The organism is Pseudomonas sp. 22072 (genome assembly GCF_052046095.1).
Lineage (GTDB): Bacteria > Pseudomonadota > Gammaproteobacteria > Pseudomonadales > Pseudomonadaceae > Aquipseudomonas > Aquipseudomonas paracarnis.
Genome location: NZ_JBQEQE010000018.1, coordinates 87,308 through 105,403 on the forward strand (window position 1 = coordinate 87,308; position 18,096 = coordinate 105,403).

Annotated in this window: 11 protein-coding genes; 7 read left to right on the forward strand and 4 right to left on the reverse strand. The window is 60.5% G+C overall.

What is annotated here, in order from left to right:
- The first annotated feature begins 41 nt into the window (after positions 1-41).
- The 3 genes from ACTJLA_RS18925 to ACTJLA_RS18935 all read left to right on the forward strand — a co-directional run bounded on the left by ACTJLA_RS18925 (position 42) and on the right by ACTJLA_RS18935 (position 4,732).
- Positions 42-1,469 carry an efflux transporter outer membrane subunit gene (locus ACTJLA_RS18925; protein ID WP_054898712.1) on the forward strand — a complete coding sequence of 476 codons (1,428 nt, stop codon included), beginning with the start codon at positions 42-44 and terminating at the stop codon, positions 1,467-1,469.
- Positions 1,470-1,837: 368 nt separating this feature from the next.
- Positions 1,838-3,931: a putative bifunctional diguanylate cyclase/phosphodiesterase gene (locus ACTJLA_RS18930; protein WP_127881359.1), complete on the forward strand. Its 2,094-nt coding sequence runs from the start codon at positions 1,838-1,840 to the stop codon at positions 3,929-3,931.
- A 54-nt stretch (positions 3,932-3,985) separates the two neighbouring features.
- Positions 3,986-4,732 (forward strand): SDR family oxidoreductase, encoded by a 747-nt coding sequence (locus ACTJLA_RS18935; RefSeq protein ID WP_034127640.1) that lies wholly within the window; start codon positions 3,986-3,988, stop codon positions 4,730-4,732.
- Here the strand turns inward: ACTJLA_RS18935 and mapR are convergent.
- From mapR to ACTJLA_RS18950, 3 genes are all read right to left on the reverse strand, one after another.
- The gene (mapR, locus tag ACTJLA_RS18940) at positions 4,729-6,138 is read right to left on the reverse strand and encodes a GntR family transcriptional regulator MpaR (RefSeq protein WP_054898710.1); all 1,410 of its coding nucleotides are present in this window, start codon (positions 6,136-6,138) and stop codon (positions 4,729-4,731) included. The two genes, ACTJLA_RS18935 and mapR, sit on opposite strands and share 4 nt — an antisense overlap.
- Before the next feature lie 159 nt (positions 6,139-6,297).
- The gene (ccoG, locus tag ACTJLA_RS18945) at positions 6,298-7,707 is read right to left on the reverse strand and encodes a cytochrome c oxidase accessory protein CcoG (protein WP_034127668.1); all 1,410 of its coding nucleotides are present in this window, start codon (positions 7,705-7,707) and stop codon (positions 6,298-6,300) included.
- A 184-nt stretch (positions 7,708-7,891) separates the two neighbouring features.
- On the reverse strand, positions 7,892-8,131 hold the full coding sequence (locus ACTJLA_RS18950) for a DUF3203 family protein (protein ID WP_054921427.1): 240 nt from the start codon (positions 8,129-8,131) through the stop codon (positions 7,892-7,894).
- A gap of 123 nt (positions 8,132-8,254) precedes the next feature.
- On the opposite strand from ACTJLA_RS18950, the gene ACTJLA_RS18955 reads away from it, so the two are divergent.
- Entirely contained in the window at positions 8,255-8,752 is a 498-nt protein-coding gene (locus ACTJLA_RS18955; RefSeq protein ID WP_034127637.1) for an MgtC/SapB family protein, read from the forward strand.
- Between the two features lie 6 nt (positions 8,753-8,758).
- Here the strand turns inward: ACTJLA_RS18955 and ACTJLA_RS18960 are convergent, their stop codons facing one another.
- On the reverse strand, positions 8,759-9,796 hold the full coding sequence (locus ACTJLA_RS18960; protein WP_089042612.1) for a M10 family metallopeptidase C-terminal domain-containing protein: 1,038 nt from the start codon (positions 9,794-9,796) through the stop codon (positions 8,759-8,761).
- Between the two features lie 548 nt (positions 9,797-10,344).
- Between ACTJLA_RS18960 and ACTJLA_RS18965 the strand changes: the two genes are divergently transcribed.
- The 3 genes from ACTJLA_RS18965 (at position 10,345) to glgB (ending at position 18,078) form a co-directional block, all read left to right on the forward strand.
- Positions 10,345-12,333 (forward strand): alpha-1,4-glucan--maltose-1-phosphate maltosyltransferase, encoded by a 1,989-nt coding sequence (locus ACTJLA_RS18965; RefSeq protein WP_054898707.1) that lies wholly within the window; start codon positions 10,345-10,347, stop codon positions 12,331-12,333.
- A 154-nt stretch (positions 12,334-12,487) separates the two neighbouring features.
- On the forward strand, positions 12,488-15,835 hold the full coding sequence (treS, locus tag ACTJLA_RS18970; RefSeq protein ID WP_440841862.1) for a maltose alpha-D-glucosyltransferase: 3,348 nt from the start codon (positions 12,488-12,490) through the stop codon (positions 15,833-15,835).
- Complete coding sequence (gene glgB, locus ACTJLA_RS18975; protein ID WP_034127633.1) at positions 15,832-18,078, forward strand: 1,4-alpha-glucan branching protein GlgB; 2,247 nt, start codon at positions 15,832-15,834, stop codon at positions 18,076-18,078. Before treS ends, glgB begins: the two co-directional genes overlap by 4 nt.
- Positions 18,079-18,096: the final 18 nt, after the last annotated feature.

The following is an 18,096-nucleotide window of genomic DNA, read 5'->3' on the forward strand; positions in this document are numbered from 1 at the left end:
GGAGCAAGCTCCCTCGCCACAATAAAGCTGTCGGCAATGGCATGAAGTTATTGGCCGTGATGATATGTGGTGTGTTGCTCAGCGCCTGCGCCATCGGCCCTGACTACAAACGCCCGGACGTCATCGAGCCGGTGCAGTTCAAGGAGGCCCAAGGCTGGCGCCAGGCTAACCCGAGCGACTCCCTGGCGCGTGGCGCCTGGTGGGAGCTGTACGGTGACCGACAACTCAATGACCTGGTGGTGCGCCTTAACACGTCCAACCAGACCGTCGCCCAGGCCGAGGCGCGTTTTCGCCAGGCACAGGCGCTGGTACGCAGCTCACGGGGGGCCTTTTACCCCAGCGTTGACCTGAGCGTCGGCAAGACCCGCGCCAGCCAGGGCACCGGCAGCAGCAGTGCCAGCCTCAGCAGTTCCAGCAGTGGTATCCGCGACACCCTCAACGCCCAGTTGGGCGTGAGTTGGGAAGCCGATATCTGGGGCAAGTTGCGCCGAGGCCTGGAGGCCAACGAAGCCAGCGCCGAGGCGAGCTCGGCCGACCTGGCCGCGATGCGCCTGAGCCAACAGTCCGAACTGGTGCAAAGCTACCTGCAACTGCGGGTCATGGACGAGCAGACGCGTTTGCTGCAAGCCACGCTGGACACGTACCAGCGCTCATTGAAAATGACCGAAAACCAATACCGTGCCGGTGTGGCTGGCAAGGATGCCATCGCCCAGGCGCAAACCCAGCTCAAGACCACTCAGGCCAGCCTGATTGATCTGATCTGGCAGCGTGCCCAATTGGAAAACGCCATCGCCGTACTGATCGGTGAAGCGCCAGCCAACTTCAACTTGGCGGTGAGCAAAGACATCCCGGCCCTGCCGCAGATACCCGTGAGCCTGCCGTCCCAGTTGCTGGAGCGTCGCCCCGATATCGCCTCGGCCGAGCGCTCGGTCATCGCCGCCAACGCCAATATTGGCGTGGCCAAGGCTGCCTATTACCCCGACCTGACCTTGAGCTTGGCGGGGGGCTACTCCAGCAGCACCTATGAAGATTGGATCAGCCTGCCAAACCGCTTCTGGTCGGTAGGGCCGAAACTGGCGATGACCCTGTTCGATGGCGGCCAGCGCTCGGCGGAAGTCGACCGCACCGTGGCCAGCTATGACGAGACCGTGGCCAAATACCGCCAGACCGTACTGGACGGTTTCCGTGAGGTGGAAAACTACATGGTCCAGCTCAAGGTGCTCGCCGATGAGGCGGTGGTCAGCAATGAAGCACTGGAAGCCGCGCGTGAATCCTTGCGCTTGACCGAAAATCAGTACAAGGCCGGGTTGATTGCCTATCTGGATGTGGTCACGGTGCAGGCGACGGCATTGAGCAACGAGCGCACGGTATTGACCTTGCTGCAGTCGCGGCTGGTGGCCAGTGTGCAGTTGATCGCAGCATTGGGCGGAGGCTGGGATGGCCAGACCTCCCTGGCCGAAAAGGAGTAACCGGATACGCCGCGCATCCTGTGGGAGCAAGATCAAATGTGTGGGCTTGCCCCAATGCCAGTCAGTCAAGCACAGCACCCTGGGGGGAGCTGGCTTGCCTGCGAAAGCGTTAGTGCAGTAGCAGATGCGGTGACTGACACACCGCCTTCGCGGGCAAGCCCGCTCCCACAGGAAATCTGCGCAAGCCCCGCACATTTTGATGTCCATGATGTGGTTGAAAACAGCCAGATAAAGCCAGCCGATTGACGCCAGAAATTGCGTGATGGCCAATGGATTAATTAATCACCTGTCCTGTATTCATACTCGCTACAATCGCCCGATTTGCCACCCGGCACGGGCTTTTGCGCCGGTCGCCTGCGAGACGTCCCATGCTGATCGGTAGCTATTCAACCTCCCTTGTCGTGATTTCCCTGTGCGTGGCCATCCTGGCGTCCTACACCGCCTTGGACCTGGCCGGGCGTATCGCGACCGCCAAGGGGCGTGCCGTTTACCTGTGGATCACGGGTGGCGCAGTGGCGATGGGCGTCGGCATCTGGTCCATGCACTTTATCGGGATGTTGGCCCTGCGCCTGCCGTTTGCCCTTGGGTTTGAGGTAGGCATTACCCTGTTGTCGCTGTTGATCGCCGTGCTATCCAGTGGCTTCGCGTTATGGCTGGTCAGCCAGCCACGCTTGCCGGCCTGGCAACTGGCGTTTGGCGCACTGGTGATGGGGGCCGGTATCGCCAGCATGCATTACACCGGCATGGCCGCGATGCGCATGACGCCGGGCATCGACTACGACCCGGCCTTGTTCGGCGCTTCGTTGTTGATCGCGGTGGTGGCTTCCGGCGCCGCGCTGTGGATCGCCTTCAACCTGCGGCGCAACACACCTTATGTGCGTCTGGCTCGGGGCGGCGCAGCCGTGGTGATGGGCGTGGCCATCGTTGGGATGCACTACACCGGGATGGCTGCGGCGCGCTTTGCCGATGACAGCTTCTGCGGTGCCGCACTGACGGGCCTGAGCGGCAAGGGCCTGGATAACCTGGTCTTGGTCACTTCGCTGGCGGTATTGGTCATTGCGCTGTTGACGTCGGTGCTGGATGCGCGCCTGGAAGCGCGCACCGCCGTACTCGCCGATTCCCTGACCCTGGCCAACCAGGAACTCACCCACCTGGCCCTGCATGACATGCTCACCGGCCTGCCCAATCGCACCTTGCTGGCAGATCGCATACAACAAGGCATCCAGGCGGTGCACGAGCGGGGCGGTTGCTTTGCCTTGATGTTTATCGACCTGGATGGTTTCAAACCGGTCAACGATGCCTTTGGTCATCACCTGGGCGACCAGTTGCTGCGCGAAGTTGGCTTGCGCCTGCGCGAGGACTTGCGCAGCCAGGATACCTTGGCCCGTATCGGCGGCGATGAGTTCGTGTTGCTGGTGCAACTCACCCAGCCCGATGATGCGATGGGCTTGGCCGAGCGCCAGGTGGGCCTGATCAACCGCACGTTCACGGTGGCCGAGCATGAGTTGCAGATCTCGGCCAGCATCGGCATCGCCATGTTCCCGGGCAACGGTAGCAACCCCCAGGAGCTGCTGATGAACGCCGACGCGGCGATGTATCACGCCAAGGGCATGGGCAAGAATGGCTACAGCTTCTTCGATGTGTCGATGAACACCAACGCGCGCAAACAACTGCAATTGCTGCAGGACCTGCGCATTGCCCTTGAGCAGGGGCAATTTCGTTTGCATTACCAACCCAAGTTCGACGCCGTCAGCGGTCTTGCTGTGGGGGCCGAGGCGCTGTTGCGCTGGGAGCATCCGCATCAGGGCTTGCTGATGCCCGCTACGTTTATTGCACTGGCGGAGAAAACCGGGCTGATCATTCCCATCGGCGAATGGGTGCTCGATGAAGCTTGTCGCCAGATGAGTCAGTGGTACGCACAGGGTTATGAGCACTGGCGCATTGCCGTGAACCTCTCGGCGTTGCAGTTCTGCCACGCCGGGTTGGTCAACAGCGTAGCGGCTGCACTGGAACGGCACCAATTGCCAGCCAACAGCCTCACGCTGGAAATCACCGAGACCACCGCCATGAGCGATGCTGATGCAAGCATGACGGTATTGCAGCAGCTCTCGGACATGGGGGTTGACCTGTCCATCGATGACTTTGGCACCGGTTACTCCAGCCTGATGTACCTCAAGCGCCTGCCGGCCAACGAGTTGAAGATCGACCGCGGTTTTGTGCGTGACCTGGAACATGACAGCGATGACGCGGCCATCGTCTCGGCCATCGTGGCCCTCGGCCAGGCCCTGGGCCTGCGAATTGTCGCTGAAGGGGTGGAGACCGATATGCAGCAGCGGTTCCTCACCCGGCTAGGGTGTGACTCCTTGCAAGGCTACTTATTGGGGCATCCATTGCCGGCCGATAGCTTCATGGCGAATATCCGGGGCGCCGAACAGCCGGCGCCTGACAAAAGCAGTCAGTGACGGGTATTCTTGGATCCAACCCTAAACATCCGGTTGAATCGGGAGGCCGCAGCCATGGACAAAGTCGTCATCATCACGGGGGGCAGTCGTGGCATTGGCGCCCAAACGGCATTGCTCGCCGCTCGCCAAGGCTATCGCATCTGCATCAACTACCAGTCTGATGAAGACGCTGCCCTGCGTGTACTGGATCAGGTTCGCGCGCTGGGTGCCCAGGCGATTGCCGTGCGGGCCGATGTCAGCAGCGAGGATGAAGTGATCGCTCTGTTCAATCGCGTTGATACGGAACTGGGCCGGGTCACCGCGCTGGTGAATAACGCCGGCACCGTGGGGCATAAGTCGCGGGTCGATGAGATGTCCGAGTTTCGTATCCTCAAAATCCTCAAGACCAATGTGCTGGGCCCGATCCTGTGTGCCAAACACGCGGTATTGCGCATGTCGCCCCGGCATGGAGGGCAGGGAGGCAGTATCGTCAACGTGTCGTCGGTGGCGGCGCGGCTGGGCTCGCCGGGAGAGTATGTCGACTACGCGGCCTCCAAGGGGGCGCTGGACACCTTTACCCTGGGGCTGTCCAAGGAGGTGGCGGGCGAGGGCATTCGCGTCAACGCCGTGCGCCCTGGCTATATCTTTACCGATTTCCATGCCCTGAGCGGCGACCCGGACCGGGTCAGCAAGCTGGAATCCGGTATCCCGATGGCGCGTGGCGGGCGCCCGGATGAAGTAGCGGAGGCGATTATCTGGTTACTATCGGACAAGGCATCGTATTCCACCGGAACGTTTATCGACTTGGGCGGCGGCCGTTAAAACGAGCGCACGATCCGACCTAGTGTCTCCATGGCCTTTTCCGACGCCTCGTTCCAAGGGCTTCCGTAATTCAGGCGAATGCAGTTTCTGAACCGCTGAGTGGCGGAAAAGATCGGCCCCGGCGCAATGCTGATGCCCTGGGCCAGAGCCATCTGGAACAATTTCAGCGAGTCGGTCTGCTCCGGCAGTTCCAACCACAAAAAATAGCCTCCCGCCGGCTGGCTGACCCGTGTTTGCGCCGGAAAATAACGAGCGATGGCCGCCAGCATGGCGCTTTGCTGTTCTTCCAGGGCGTAGCGCAGTTTGCGCAGGTGCCGGTCATAGCCGCCGTGTTGCAGGTAGTCGGCAATCGCCGCCTGCGCCGGCATCGACGGGCACAGTGAGGTCATCAGTTTCAGCCGCTCGACCTTCTGTGCGAAGCGCCCGGCGGCGACCCAGCCCACGCGGTAACCCGGTGCCAGGCTCTTGGCAAAGGAGCCACAGTGCATCACCAGCCCTTCGGTGTCGAAGGCCTTGGCCGGTTTCGGGGCCTGTTGCCCGTAATACAATTCGGCGTAGACGTCATCTTCGATCAGAGGCACTTGATGGCTGCGCAGCAGTTCCACCAGCGCCTGTTTTTTCTCTTCAGGCAACGTGGCGCCCATGGGGTTCTGGAAGCTGGTCATGGTCCAGCAGGCCTTGATCGGATAGCGCTCAAGGCTTTGGGCCAGGGCGTTCAGGTCAATACCGTCGCGCGGGTGCACCGGGATCTCCACAGCCTTGAGCTTCAGGCGTTCAAGCACTTGCAAGCAGGCGTAGAACGCCGGCGCTTCGATGGCCACCAGGTCGCCCGGTTCGGTCACGGCCTGCAGGCACAGGTTGAGTGCTTCGAGGGCGCCGTTGGTGATCAGCAACTCCTCCATCGGCAGCATCAGGCCGCCGACCATATAGCGCAGGGCAATCTGGCGGCGCAGTTGTGGGTTGCCTGGCGACATGTCGGTGACCACCAGGCGGGGGTCCATGTCGCGGCTGGCACTGGCCAGGGAGCGGGCCAGGCGCGGCAGCGGGAACAGCATGGGGCTGGGGAAGGCCGAGCCGAAGGGCACGGTGTTGGGGTCTTTGATCGAGTCCAGTACCGAGAACACCAGCTCACTGACACCCACATCGGTGGACTCATGCACCTGCTCACTCACCACCGGCTCGGAAAACGGGCTCGGCGCGTGGGTGTTGACGAAGTAGCCAGAACGCGGGCGCGCCCTGATCAGGCCACGACGCTCCAGCAAGTAATAGGCCTGGAATACCGTGGACGGGCTGACGCCGTAGGCCTGGCTGGCATAGCGTACCGATGGTACGCGCTGGCCGGGGCCGAGGACGCCGGAGCGGATCAGTTCTGCGATGTCGTCGGCAAATTTTTCGTAGCGTTTCATGGCGGCCTGATTAGCTTTTTGAATGTGTATGCAGGGCGAACTGTAGGAGCGAGCTTGCTCGCGAAAAACGTCAACGATAACGTGTGTTTCCTGAATGAACGCGGCGACGGTGAGTTTTTCGCGAGCAAGCTCGCTCCTACAGTTGATCTCTATCGTTGTTCAGCGATTCAAGGGCGCAACGAAGCGGCTGTCAGCAGCGGTATAAATCCAAGGCTCATCCACATCAGTGACTTTAAAACGCAGGGTTTGAGAGCTGCTGGCCGGTGTGTCCGCCAGCAACGCTACCGACACCGGTATATCGACAATTTCCCCGGCAGCCAGACTGACCTGGGTCTTGCCTTGCAGCTGGAACCCCTCGGCATCCACCAGTTCCAGGCGGTAGTCCTGGCGCTGCTGGGTCTTGTTGATCACCTTGAGGCTGTAGATGTTTTCGATCAACCCCTGGCTGTTTTCACGGAACATACCTCGGTCTTTGGTCACATCCAGCGACACCATCGGCCGTTCAATCAGCGCCACCACCAACGCCGCGATCATCACCAGCAGCACGGCACTGTAGCCGATCAGGCGCGGCCTGAGCAGGTGGGTCTTGCCACCTTGCAATTGATGCTCACTGGTGTAACTGACCAAGCCACGGGCATAGCCCATTTTGTCCATGATCGAATCACAGGCGTCGATGCAGGCCGCACAACCAATGCATTCCATTTGCAGGCCGTCGCGGATGTCGATTCCCGTGGGGCAAACCTGAACGCACAGCTGGCAATCGATGCAATCGCCAAGGCCAACCTCGGCTGGCTGCACGTCACGTTTACGCGGGCCCCGATGCTCGCCGCGGGTGGTGTCGTAGGAAATGGTCAGGGTGTCCTTATCAAACATTACGCTCTGGAACCGTGCATAGGGGCACATGTGCATGCACACCGCTTCGCGTAGCCAGCCGGCATTGATGTAGGTGGCGCCCGTGAAAAACAGCACCCAGAACAGGCTCACCCCACCGATCTGCCACGTCAACAGTTCGGCGGCCAAGGGGCGGATCGGGGTGAAGTAGCCCACAAACGTCAGCCCGGTCAACACACTGATACCCAGCCACAATGTGTGCTTGGCCGAGCGCCTCGCCAGCTTATTCAGGCTCCAGGGGGCGGCCTGAAGTTTGATGCGCTGGTTGCGCTCACCTTCGGTCACCTTCTCGCACCACATGAACAGCCAGGTGAACGAGCTTTGCGGGCAGGTGTAGCCGCACCATACGCGGCCGGCAAACACCGTGATCGCGAAGAGGCCGAAGGCGCAGATGATCAACAGCGCCGAGAGCAGGATGAAGTCCTGGGGCCAGAACGTCGCACCAAAAATGTGGAACTTGCTCTCGGCCAGGTCCCACAGTACGGCTTGGCGCCCACCCCAGTTCAGCCACACGGTGCCGAAAAAAGCCAGGAACAGCAGGCCGGCACCGCCCACTCGCAGGGTGCGAAACAAGCCGGTAAAGCTGCGGGTATGGATCAGGTTGTCGCTGGATTTGGCCTTCACTTTCTTGGGGTGAATGGGCTCAAAGGTTTCCACGGTTGGGATTCGTTCGCTCATGGTCATTCGCTCATCAGCCTCCATCAGGCCGACGAACTATGGGCGACAGACTGTTTGCATAACAGACTCAGGTGGGGTGATAAAAAGCGGATCAGATCAGCTTGAAGCGTTCTTGTGCGTCAATCTGCTGCACCCCATGGGCATAGGGGTGCAGGGGTTGAGCGGGTCTGATGATGCAGATCAATTAAATCACCGAACCAGGTTGGTCCGCCTTTACATGCTCACGGCCATCGGTTGCGCCTTCAACCGTCAGCGCGTCCGCCTCGGCTTCGGTGATGTAGATGCGCGAACCTGCCAGTTCCAGATAAGACATGGCTTTGTCGTGATCGGTCAGGACGGTCACCCGTGTGGCTGGCAGGCTTTGTTCCTGGCCATTGTCGTCGAGCGTGAAGTAGCACAGATGATTTTCGATGCGTACGGTCATGACAATCTCCGTTTTGTGGGCTATGCAGCGTTAGGCGGCCGCCATGCGCACGGGTTCCAGGCAACTGACTGGCGGTCTGCGCTGTCCATCCTTTATCTATCCATAATAAAAAGGAGCGCATCCATGGAGGCCTGGTGGCATCTGGCGTGGCAAACCCTGCAAGCCGAATTCGCAGACATTGGCGATGCCCGGCAACTCACCCAAGTGACCGTGCGCCTGCTGATCGCGGCGATCCTCGGCGGCATCCTGGGGTTTGAGCGTGAACACAAGGGCAAGGCGGCCGGAGTGCGCACCCATATGCTGGTGGCGCTTGGCGCCGCGCTATTTGTGCTGGTGCCGCAGATGTCCGGCAGCCAGGCGGATGCCATGAGCCGTGTGGTTCAAGGGGTCATCGCGGGCATTGGCTTCCTCGGCGCTGGCACCATCCTCAAGGGCAAGGAAGACGAAGAGGGCCAGCATGTAAAGGGCCTGACCACCGCGGCCGGGTTGTGGATGACCGCCGCCATTGGGGTTGCGGCGGGAATGGGGCGTGAATCGACGGCGGTGCTCAGTACGCTGCTGGCCCTGGCGGTATTCAGCGTGATGCCACGGATCGTCAAGCTGCTGGAGAAGGATGAGTGAAGGAGGTCAAGTGATGAGGTTGCCGTATCTCACCTCACCTAAGGCTTTCACCACAAAGGGCGACTCTCCCGGGTTGCCGGAGATCATCACCACGCTCGTATTGTGAGCCGGGCTATAGTGAATCTGTACCTCGCTACTGGCTCCCGAGAAGTTTCCTACCAATTTCAATGGCGTGTTGCCGAGTTGATTTCTAATTGCCGATACATCGAGTTTGTCTCTGTGGTGGTCAAAATCCATCACTTGCTCAGGTGCGTCGAAACTTGATTCACGGGTATTACGGAAGGTGAAGGTCTGACCATTGTCATTCCTGGCATTGTTGTTGTGTGTGAGGCTTTCTGCCGGGGGCGGTGGATTATCCGGTTGAGGGGGCGGGTTGCCGAGGTCCGCCTCTTTGCCGATATTGAAGAGGGCTGAAGCCAGAGGCGTACTTTGCCGCATTCGCTGTATGGCAGAAAGCTTCTCAATGCGTAGATCACGCTCGATTTGCATAGCGCAGTTGAAACCTGCCTCGGGATCAAGAGTGGAGGTGCGCTCGCGAATTTCTTCAAGGCTCAAGCCCGGGTCCTCGATATGTGAGGATCGGTCATGAATCATCTGCAGGCTTGATTGACCTAAACGCTCCTTCACATCGGTAATCAGTTTGCGCGCTTCGTCTGCATCCGGGCCGTGCAGCAAGGATTTGACGTTTTCCCTGCTTAACAGGCTTCGAATCGTGGTCACCTGCCCGGAGGTCTCGTGTGAGTTGGGCGCGCGCAGCATATTGGTAATGTTCTGCTGGCTGGTCAGCGCACGAAGTTGGGCAAGCTGGGTGGCGTCGGCACCGGCCGTCTTCGGCTCTACGTTCGCAGAGGGGGCAGGGTTGGGCAAGGTAAAGGTTTGCGGCGCCCTGGAAGGGGCGGAGGCGGGCGTGTCAGGCTCTTTCCTGCGCATGATTGCGCTTGGGCCGGCCCTGAACAGATCGTTCAGTTTTTCCCGATGATCGTTGACTGGCGGTTGTTGGATGCCGTGAACAGCCGAGAACGGGGGCAGTAGTGAGGTGCGCATAGAAGGTACTCGCTTAACGGACAAGATAGTCTGCGGCCGGCAAGGGGGCGAGGCAGCGTACGGGTGACTGAATCTATCTTGTTCATCAAGAGCGGGATCTCGGTATTGTCGGTGATTGAAGTAGGAAAGCTCAGTAGCGCTTGCCCGCGATATTTTTTCACGGGCAAGTGCTTGGGTGTCTGTGAGTCAGGCAATAACCGGCGGCATCGTCGTGGGCGGTTCCTGCACCGGTGGCGGCTGGTTTTCAGGCGGCTCCTGTTCAGGGTCGCGTTCCGGTTCGGGCGGGGGCAGTGGGGGGGCGTCGATATTCGGATCTTCGGGTTCAGGAGGTGTCGGGATGCTCATGGGTATGGCCTCGTTTGTGCTTTGCTCTGTTGGTGGACCATTGCCTGCTGGAAATGATTCCCGCCCAGGGGCGGTATATCCACCTGAACTTTTGGGCAGCGCCCAGGCTCGGACTTTAAACGGCCCAGCTCAAGGATAGCGTCGCCGTACCTGAATTCGTATCAAGCAAAGAGCGTCCAAAGGGCGTAAGGGGAAGCTGCTCGATGACTGCCGAAACACTGGTTCCAGAAGACTCCGTGCTGCCGTTGTCGCAGGCGCTGCTGCTACCCAGGATCGCGATCGAAAGCACCATGCCGGTCATCGACAACGGGGAGTTTGCCGTCAAGGCGGTGGTGGGCCAGCGGGTTCATGTCACCAGCAAAGTGTTCGCCGATGGCCACGATAAACTGGCGGTGTTGATCCGCTGGCGCGCCCTGGGAGACGAAAGCTGGCACAGCGTAGTCATGCTTGATATCGGCAACAACGGTTGGGAGGGCGCGTTTACCGTGGCCCACCAAGGCCGTCATGAGTACTGCATCGAAGCCTGGATCGATACCTTTGCCAGCTTCTGTTACGAACTGCGCAAGAAGCATGAAGCTGGCGTGCCCGTCAGCCTGGAGTTGCAGGAGGGCCGTAGCCTGGTGCTGCAGGCCGCCGAACGCAGTGACAACGAACTGCGTGACCGCTTGATGCTGTTGCACCATGAGCTTTCCGGCCTGTTGGAAACTGAGCAGGTGGCGTTGTTCCTGCACGAAGACAGTGCACACCTGATGACCCAGGCCGACCATCGCGCCTATTTGAGCGTCAGCCCCGCGTACCCGATTGACGTGGAACGTGAAGCCGCACAATTTGCCAGCTGGTACGAGCTGTTTCCCCGCTCGATCACCGACGATCCGGCGCGGCACGGCACCTTTAACGACGTGCACGCACGCTTGCCGATGATTCACGACATGGGCTTCGACGTGCTGTATTTCCCGCCGATCCACCCCATCGGCCGTAGCCACCGCAAGGGCAAGAACAACTCACTCACCGCCGGCCCTGATGATCCTGGCAGCCCCTACGCCATTGGCAGTGAGGAGGGCGGTCACGAGGCTATTCACCCTCAGTTGGGCACTCGCGATGATTTCCGCCGGTTGGTCAAGGCTGCTGCCGACCACGGCCTGGAAATCGCCCTGGATTTCGCCATCCAGTGCTCCCAGGACCACCCGTGGCTCAAACAGCATCCGGGTTGGTTCAACTGGCGCCCGGACGGCACGATCAAATACGCGGAAAATCCGCCGAAAAAGTACCAGGACATCGTCAACGTCGATTTCTATGCGGCCGATGCCATCCCCAGCCTGTGGACCGAGCTGCGTGACATCGTGGTGGGCTGGGTGGAAGAGGGCGTGAAGACCTTTCGCGTCGACAACCCGCACACCAAGCCGCTGCCGTTCTGGCAATGGCTGATCAGCGACGTGCGTGCCAAGTACCCGGAGGTGATCTTCCTCGCCGAAGCTTTCACCACCCCGGCGATGATGGCGCGCCTGGGCAAGGTCGGCTATTCCCAGAGCTATACCTACTTCACCTGGCGCAACACCAAGGCTGAGCTGAGCGAGTACCTTGCCCAACTGAACCAGTCGCCCTGGCGTGAGTGCTACCGCCCGAACTTTTTCGTCAATACGCCGGACATCAATCCGGGTTTCCTGCATGAGTCCGGGCGCGCAGGCTTCCTGATCCGCGCTGCGCTGGCCACGATGGGCTCGGGCCTGTGGGGAATGTATTCTGGTTTTGAGTTATGCGAAGCCGCGCCGGTGCCGGGCAAAGAAGAATACCTGGACTCGGAGAAGTACGAAATCCGACCTCGGGACTTCACCGCGCCGGGCAACATCATCGCCGAGATCGCCCAGCTCAACCGCATCCGCCGCCAGAACCCGGCGTTGCACACGCACCTGGGGCTCAAGCTCTACAACGCCTGGAACGACAACATTCTGTATTTCGGCAAGCGCAGCGAAGACGGCAGCAATTTCATTCTGGTCGCCGTCAACCTCGACCCGCACAACGCCCAGGAAGCCCACTTTGAATTGCCGCTGTGGGAGATGGGCTTGCCCGACGATGCCCAGACCCAGGGCGAAGACTTGATGAACGGCCACCGCTGGACCTGGTACGGCAAGACCCAATGGACCCGGCTGGAGCCGCAGATGCCGTTCGGGATCTGGCGCATCAGCACATCATGAGTGCTCGTTCCCACGCTCTGCGTGGGAACGTCTCACTTGACGCTCTGCGTGGGAATGCCTTGCGTCGCGCTTGGGACGCGGAGCGTCCGGGGCTGCGTTCCTACGCGGAGCGTGGGAACGATCCTCGAGAACTTTGTATTTTCAGGAGTTTGCAATGGCCAAGAAACCCAAGGCAGCCACCTTTATCAAAGACCCGCTCTGGTACAAAGACGCGGTGATCTACCAGGTTCACGTCAAATCCTATTTCGACTCCAACAACGACGGCATTGGTGACTTTGCCGGGCTGATCGCCAAGCTCGACTACATCGCCGACCTCGGCGTGAACACCATCTGGCTGCTGCCGTTCTACCCGTCTCCCCGCCGTGATGACGGCTACGACATTGCCGAATACCGCGGCGTGCACAGCGACTACGGGACGATGGCCGACGCCAAGCGCTTTATTGCCCAAGCCCACCAACGCGGGTTGCGCGTGATCACTGAACTGGTGATCAACCACACCTCCGACCAGCACCCCTGGTTCCAGCGCGCGCGCAAGGCCAAGCCGGGCTCGGCCGCACGGGACTTCTACGTGTGGTCGGATGATGACCAGAAATACGACGGCACACGCATTATTTTCCTCGACACCGAAAAGTCCAACTGGACCTGGGACCCGGTGGCCGGCCAGTACTTCTGGCACCGCTTTTACTCGCACCAACCCGACCTCAACTTTGATAACCCGCAGGTCATGAAAGCGGTGCTGTCGGTGATGCGCTATTGGCTCGACCTGGGCATCGACGGCCTGCGCCTGGACGCCATTCCCTACCTGATCGAACGGGACGGCACCAGCAACGAAAACCTGGCGGAAACTCACGACGTCCTCAAGCAAATCCGCGCCGAGATCGACGCCCATTACCCCGACCGCATGCTGCTGGCCGAAGCCAACCAGTGGCCCGAAGACACGCAGCTGTACTTTGGTGACAGAAAGGGTGATGACGGCGATGAATGCCACATGGCGTTCCACTTCCCGCTGATGCCGCGCATGTACATGGCGTTGGCCCAGGAAGATCGCTTCCCCATTACCGACATTCTGCGCCAGACCCCGGAGATTCCCGCCAATTGCCAGTGGGCAATTTTCCTGCGCAATCATGATGAGCTGACCCTGGAAATGGTCACCGACAAAGAGCGCGACTACCTTTGGAACTACTACGCCGCAGACCGCCGCGCCCGTATCAACCTGGGCATTCGGCGACGCCTGGCGCCGCTGGTGGAGCGTGATCGTCGGCGGGTGGAATTGCTCAACAGCCTGTTGCTGTCGATGCCGGGCACGCCAACCTTGTACTACGGCGATGAAATCGGCATGGGCGACAACATCTACCTGGGCGACCGTGACGGCGTGCGCACGCCCATGCAATGGTCTATCGACCGCAATGGCGGGTTTTCCCGTGCCGACCCGGCCAGCCTGGTGTTGCCGCCGATCATGGACCCGCAATACGGCTACCAGTCGGTCAACGTTGAGACCCAGGCCCAGGACCCGCATTCATTGCTCAACTGGACCCGGCGCATGCTCGCAGTGCGCAAGCAGTCCAAGGCGTTTGGCCGTGGCAGCCTGAAGATGCTCTCGCCGACTAACCGGCGCATCCTGGCTTACACCCGTGAATACACCGGCGAAGACGGCCACACCGAGATCATCCTGTGCGTAGCCAATGTGTCGCGCAGCGCCCAGGCGGCGGAGCTGGACCTGTCGGCCTTTGCCGGCATGGTGCCGGTGGAGATGCTCGGCGGTAATGCCTTCCCGCCGATCGGTCAGCTGAATTTCCTGCTGACCCTGGCGCCCTATGGTTTCTATTGGTTCGTGCTGGCAGCGGAAAACCAGATGCCCAGCTGGCATGTGGAACCGGCGCAAAGCATGCCCGACTTCACCACTTTGGTACTGAAAAAACGCATGGAAGAGTTACTGGAAGAACCTTGCCGCACCAGCCTGGAACAGACTTCACTGCCCGCCTGGCTGCCCAAGCGTCGCTGGTTTGCCGGCAAAGATACGGCAATCGACACGGTGCACATCGCTTATGGCGTGCGTTTTGGCGACCCGCAGCATCCGGTGTTGCTCAGTGAGATCGAAGTGACCAGTGCTGGCCAGGTCAGCCGCTACCAACTGCCCTTGGGCTTCCTTGGCGAAGACCAGTTCACCAGCGCCTTGCCCCAGCAATTGGCTTTGGCCCGAGTGAGACGTACCCGTCAGGTAGGTTTGGTGACCGATGCCTTCAGCCTTGAGCATTTTATCCTTGAGGTGATCCAGGCCATGCAGGCCGGCACCGTGCTCAATACCCCTGACGGCGATCTGCGGTTCGAGGCGACTGAGCACTTGGCTGCACTGCAACTGACCCGTGAATCGCCGGTGCGTTATTTGTCTGCCGAGCAGTCCAACAGCTCGGTGGTGGTCGGTGACAGCCTGGTGCTCAAGCTGATTCGTAAAGTCAGCGCCGGTGTGCACCCGGAGCTGGAAATGAGTGCCTACCTGACCGCCGCCGGCTACCCGAATATCTCGCCGCTGTTGGGCTTTATGAGCCGCCGCGACGGGCAGGGGCAGGACAACCTGCTGATGATTGCCCAGGGTTACCTGAGCAATCAGGGCGATGCCTGGAGCTGGACCCAGAACAACCTGGAGCGGGCGATCCGCGATGAGCTGGCCGACGCGATCTCTGACCAGGAACAGCATTACAACGCCCTCGGCGAACTGGCGGATTTTGCCGGTTTGCTCGGTCAGCGCCTGGGTGAAATGCACCTGGTGTTGGGTGCGCCAACCGCCGACAAGGCTTTCAAACCCGAACCCACCACAGCCAAAGACACCCAAGCCTGGGCCCAGGATGTCGGCGCCCAGATCGACCGCGCCTTGCAGTTGCTCAAGCTTAATCAAAGCCAGTTGAACCCCGCCGACCAGGCGTTGGTCAGTGAATTACTGGCGCAGAAAAAAGCCATCGCGGCGCATGTTCAGGCGTTGGCCAAAGCCACGGTGGGCGGGTTGCGCATTCGCGTCCACGGTGACTTGCACCTGGGCCAGGTATTGGTGGTCAAGGGCGATGCCTACTTGATCGACTTCGAGGGCGAACCGGCGCGACCGCTGCATGAGCGGCGCGGCAAACACAGCCCTTATAAAGATGTGAGCGGTGTGCTGCGTTCCTTCGATTATGCCGCGGCCATGGCGCTGAATGTGCAGGGGGTGGATCACACGCCAGAAGCGAACGCTGCGCGTAAACGTGTGACCGACCGCTACCTGAATGAAGCCCGCGTAGCATTTACCCAGGCTTACCAGGCCGCTGCGTCTACACTGGCGCATGACTGGCAGGATGCCAACGGCCAAGACGCAGCGCTGACCTTGTTCAGCCTGGAAAAGGCCGCGTACGAAGTGGCCTACGAAGCAGAAAACCGCCCGAGCTGGCTGCCGGTGCCCCTGCAAGGGCTGCACGGCTTGCTGAGCGGGCTGACACCTATATCTAAACCTGTACGCGGTGGGGAGACGTCATGAGTTTTACACAGAGAGAACCGCTGCAGCCCAAGTTGACTGCATTGCCGGCGTCCAAGGACGTCGATGCGCTGGTGCGCGCCGAGCACCCCGATCCTTTTTCGATCCTGGGGCCCCATGATGACGAGCAGGGCGGCCAGTTTATCCGTGCGTTCCTGCCCGAGGCCCTGAGTGTCCAGGTACTGGCGCGTGACACAGGTGAGCCGTTTGGCAGCCTCGATGCCACCCAGGTGCCAGGCCTGTTTATTGGGCACTTCAGCACTCGCCAGCCCTACCTGCTGAAAATCCAGTGGGCCGGCGGTGAGCAGATCACCGAAGATCCCTACAGCTTCAGCCAATTGCTGCTGGGGGAAATGGACCTGTACCTGTTTGCCGAAGGCAATCACCGTGACCTGGGCAACTGCCTGGGGGCTCAGGTGGTCAGCGTCGACGGCGTGCAAGGCGTGCGCTTTGCCGTCTGGGCGCCGAACGCACGGCGGGTTTCGGTGGTGGGCGACTTCAATATCTGGGACGGGCGCCGCCACCCGATGCGCCTGCGCCATCCATCGGGCGTGTGGGAAATCTTCATCCCACGCTTGCAGCCGGGCGCGGCCTACAAGTATGAAATTCTCGGTGCCCACGGCATTTTGCCGCTCAAGGCCGACCCTGTGGCGTTGGCCACCCAACTGCCGCCGGACACCGCCTCGAAGGTCGCCGCACCTTTGCAAGTGGATTGGCAGGACCATGAGTGGATGCAATCGCGGGGAGACAAGCAGAAAACCACTGCGCCGTTGTCGATCTACGAGCTGCATGTGGGGTCCTGGCAGTGCGAGCTGGACGAGGCCGGTGAAGTGGCCCGTCAATATGGCTGGCGCGAACTGGCTGAGCGGCTGATTCCTTACGTTCAACAATTGGGCTTCACCCATATCGAGCTGATGCCGATCATGGAACACCCCTTTGGTGGCTCCTGGGGCTATCAGGCGTTATCCCAGTTTGCCCCCAGTGCTCGCTTTGGCTCGCCGGAAGACTTTGCCTGGTTCGTCAATGCCTGCCATCAGGCCGATATCGGCGTGATCCTTGATTGGGTACCCGCGCATTTCCCCACCGATACCCACGGCCTGGCGCAATTTGACGGTACCGCGCTGTACGAATACGCCAACCCCCTGGAAGGCTTTCACCAGGACTGGGACACGCTGATCTACAACCTGGGCCGCACCGAGGTCCACGGTTTCATGCTCGCGTCGGCCTTGCACTGGCTCAAGCATTTCCACGTCGATGGCCTGCGCGTGGACGCAGTGGCCTCCATGCTGTATCGCGATTATTCGCGCAAGGCCGGTGAATGGGTGCCCAACCGCCATGGCGGTCGCGAGAACCTGGAAGCCATCGACTTCTTGCGGCACCTGAACGACGTGGTTGCCCTTGAAGCCCCGGGCGCCTTGGTGATTGCCGAAGAGTCCACGGCCTGGCCTGGCGTCAGCCAGCCTACCCAACAGGGTGGCCTGGGGTTCAATTACAAATGGAACATGGGCTGGATGCACGACTCCCTGCATTACATCCAGCAAGACCCGGTGTACCGCGCCCATCATCACAACGAGCTGAGTTTCGGGCTGGTGTACGCCTGGTCGGAGCGCTTTATCCTGCCGATTTCCCATGATGAGGTGGTGCACGGCAAGCACTCGCTGATCGACAAGATGCCCGGCGACCGCTGGCAGAAATTTGCCAACCTGCGCGCCTACCTCAGTTTCATGTGGATGCACCCCGGCAAGAAGTTGCTGTTCATGGGCTGCGAATTTGGCCAATGGCGCGAGTGGAACCACGATCAGCAACTGGATTGGTATTTGCTGCAGTACCCCGAGCACCGTGGGGTGCAGAAGCTGGTAGGCGATTTGAACCGCCTGTACCGCGAAGAGCCGGCGCTGCACGAACAGGACGATGCGCCCCAGGGCTTCCAATGGCTGATCGGTGATGACGCGATCAATAGCGTCTACGCCTGGCTGCGCTGGAGCAAGGATGGCAAGCCGGTGTTGGTGGTTGCCAACTTCACCCCGGTGCCCCGTGAAGGCTACGCAGTCGGTGTGCCGTTTGGCGGGCGGTGGAGTGAGGTGATCAACAGTGATGCCGATACCTACGCGGGCTCCAACTACGGGAATGGCGGGGCCGTGTTTACCCAGGATGAGCCGCGCCATGGGCAACCGGTGTCGCTGTCGTTGAACCTGCCGCCCCTGGGCGTGCTCATTTTGCGACCTCAAGAGCCTGAAACGCTCTAGCGCAGCGTATGCCGCTGT

What these genes read in the sequence shown, in the direction of transcription:
- ACTJLA_RS18960 (WP_089042612.1), bottom strand. Translation starts at nt 9,796, where the DNA reads ATGCGCACCTCACTACTGCCCCCGTTCTCGGCTGTTCACGGCATCCAA.
- glgB (WP_034127633.1), top strand. Translation starts at nt 15,832, where the DNA reads ATGAGTTTTACACAGAGAGAACCGCTGCAGCCCAAGTTGACTGCATTG.
- ACTJLA_RS18930 (WP_127881359.1), top strand. Translation starts at nt 1,838, where the DNA reads ATGCTGATCGGTAGCTATTCAACCTCCCTTGTCGTGATTTCCCTGTGC.
- ACTJLA_RS18935 (WP_034127640.1), top strand. Translation starts at nt 3,986, where the DNA reads ATGGACAAAGTCGTCATCATCACGGGGGGCAGTCGTGGCATTGGCGCC.
- ACTJLA_RS18965 (WP_054898707.1), top strand. Translation starts at nt 10,345, where the DNA reads ATGACTGCCGAAACACTGGTTCCAGAAGACTCCGTGCTGCCGTTGTCG.
- ACTJLA_RS18955 (WP_034127637.1), top strand. Translation starts at nt 8,255, where the DNA reads ATGGAGGCCTGGTGGCATCTGGCGTGGCAAACCCTGCAAGCCGAATTC.
- ccoG (WP_034127668.1), bottom strand. Translation starts at nt 7,707, where the DNA reads ATGAGCGAACGAATCCCAACCGTGGAAACCTTTGAGCCCATTCACCCC.
- ACTJLA_RS18925 (WP_054898712.1), top strand. Translation starts at nt 42, where the DNA reads ATGAAGTTATTGGCCGTGATGATATGTGGTGTGTTGCTCAGCGCCTGC.
- mapR (WP_054898710.1), bottom strand. Translation starts at nt 6,138, where the DNA reads ATGAAACGCTACGAAAAATTTGCCGACGACATCGCAGAACTGATCCGC.
- ACTJLA_RS18950 (WP_054921427.1), bottom strand. Translation starts at nt 8,131, where the DNA reads ATGACCGTACGCATCGAAAATCATCTGTGCTACTTCACGCTCGACGAC.
- treS (WP_440841862.1), top strand. Translation starts at nt 12,488, where the DNA reads ATGGCCAAGAAACCCAAGGCAGCCACCTTTATCAAAGACCCGCTCTGG.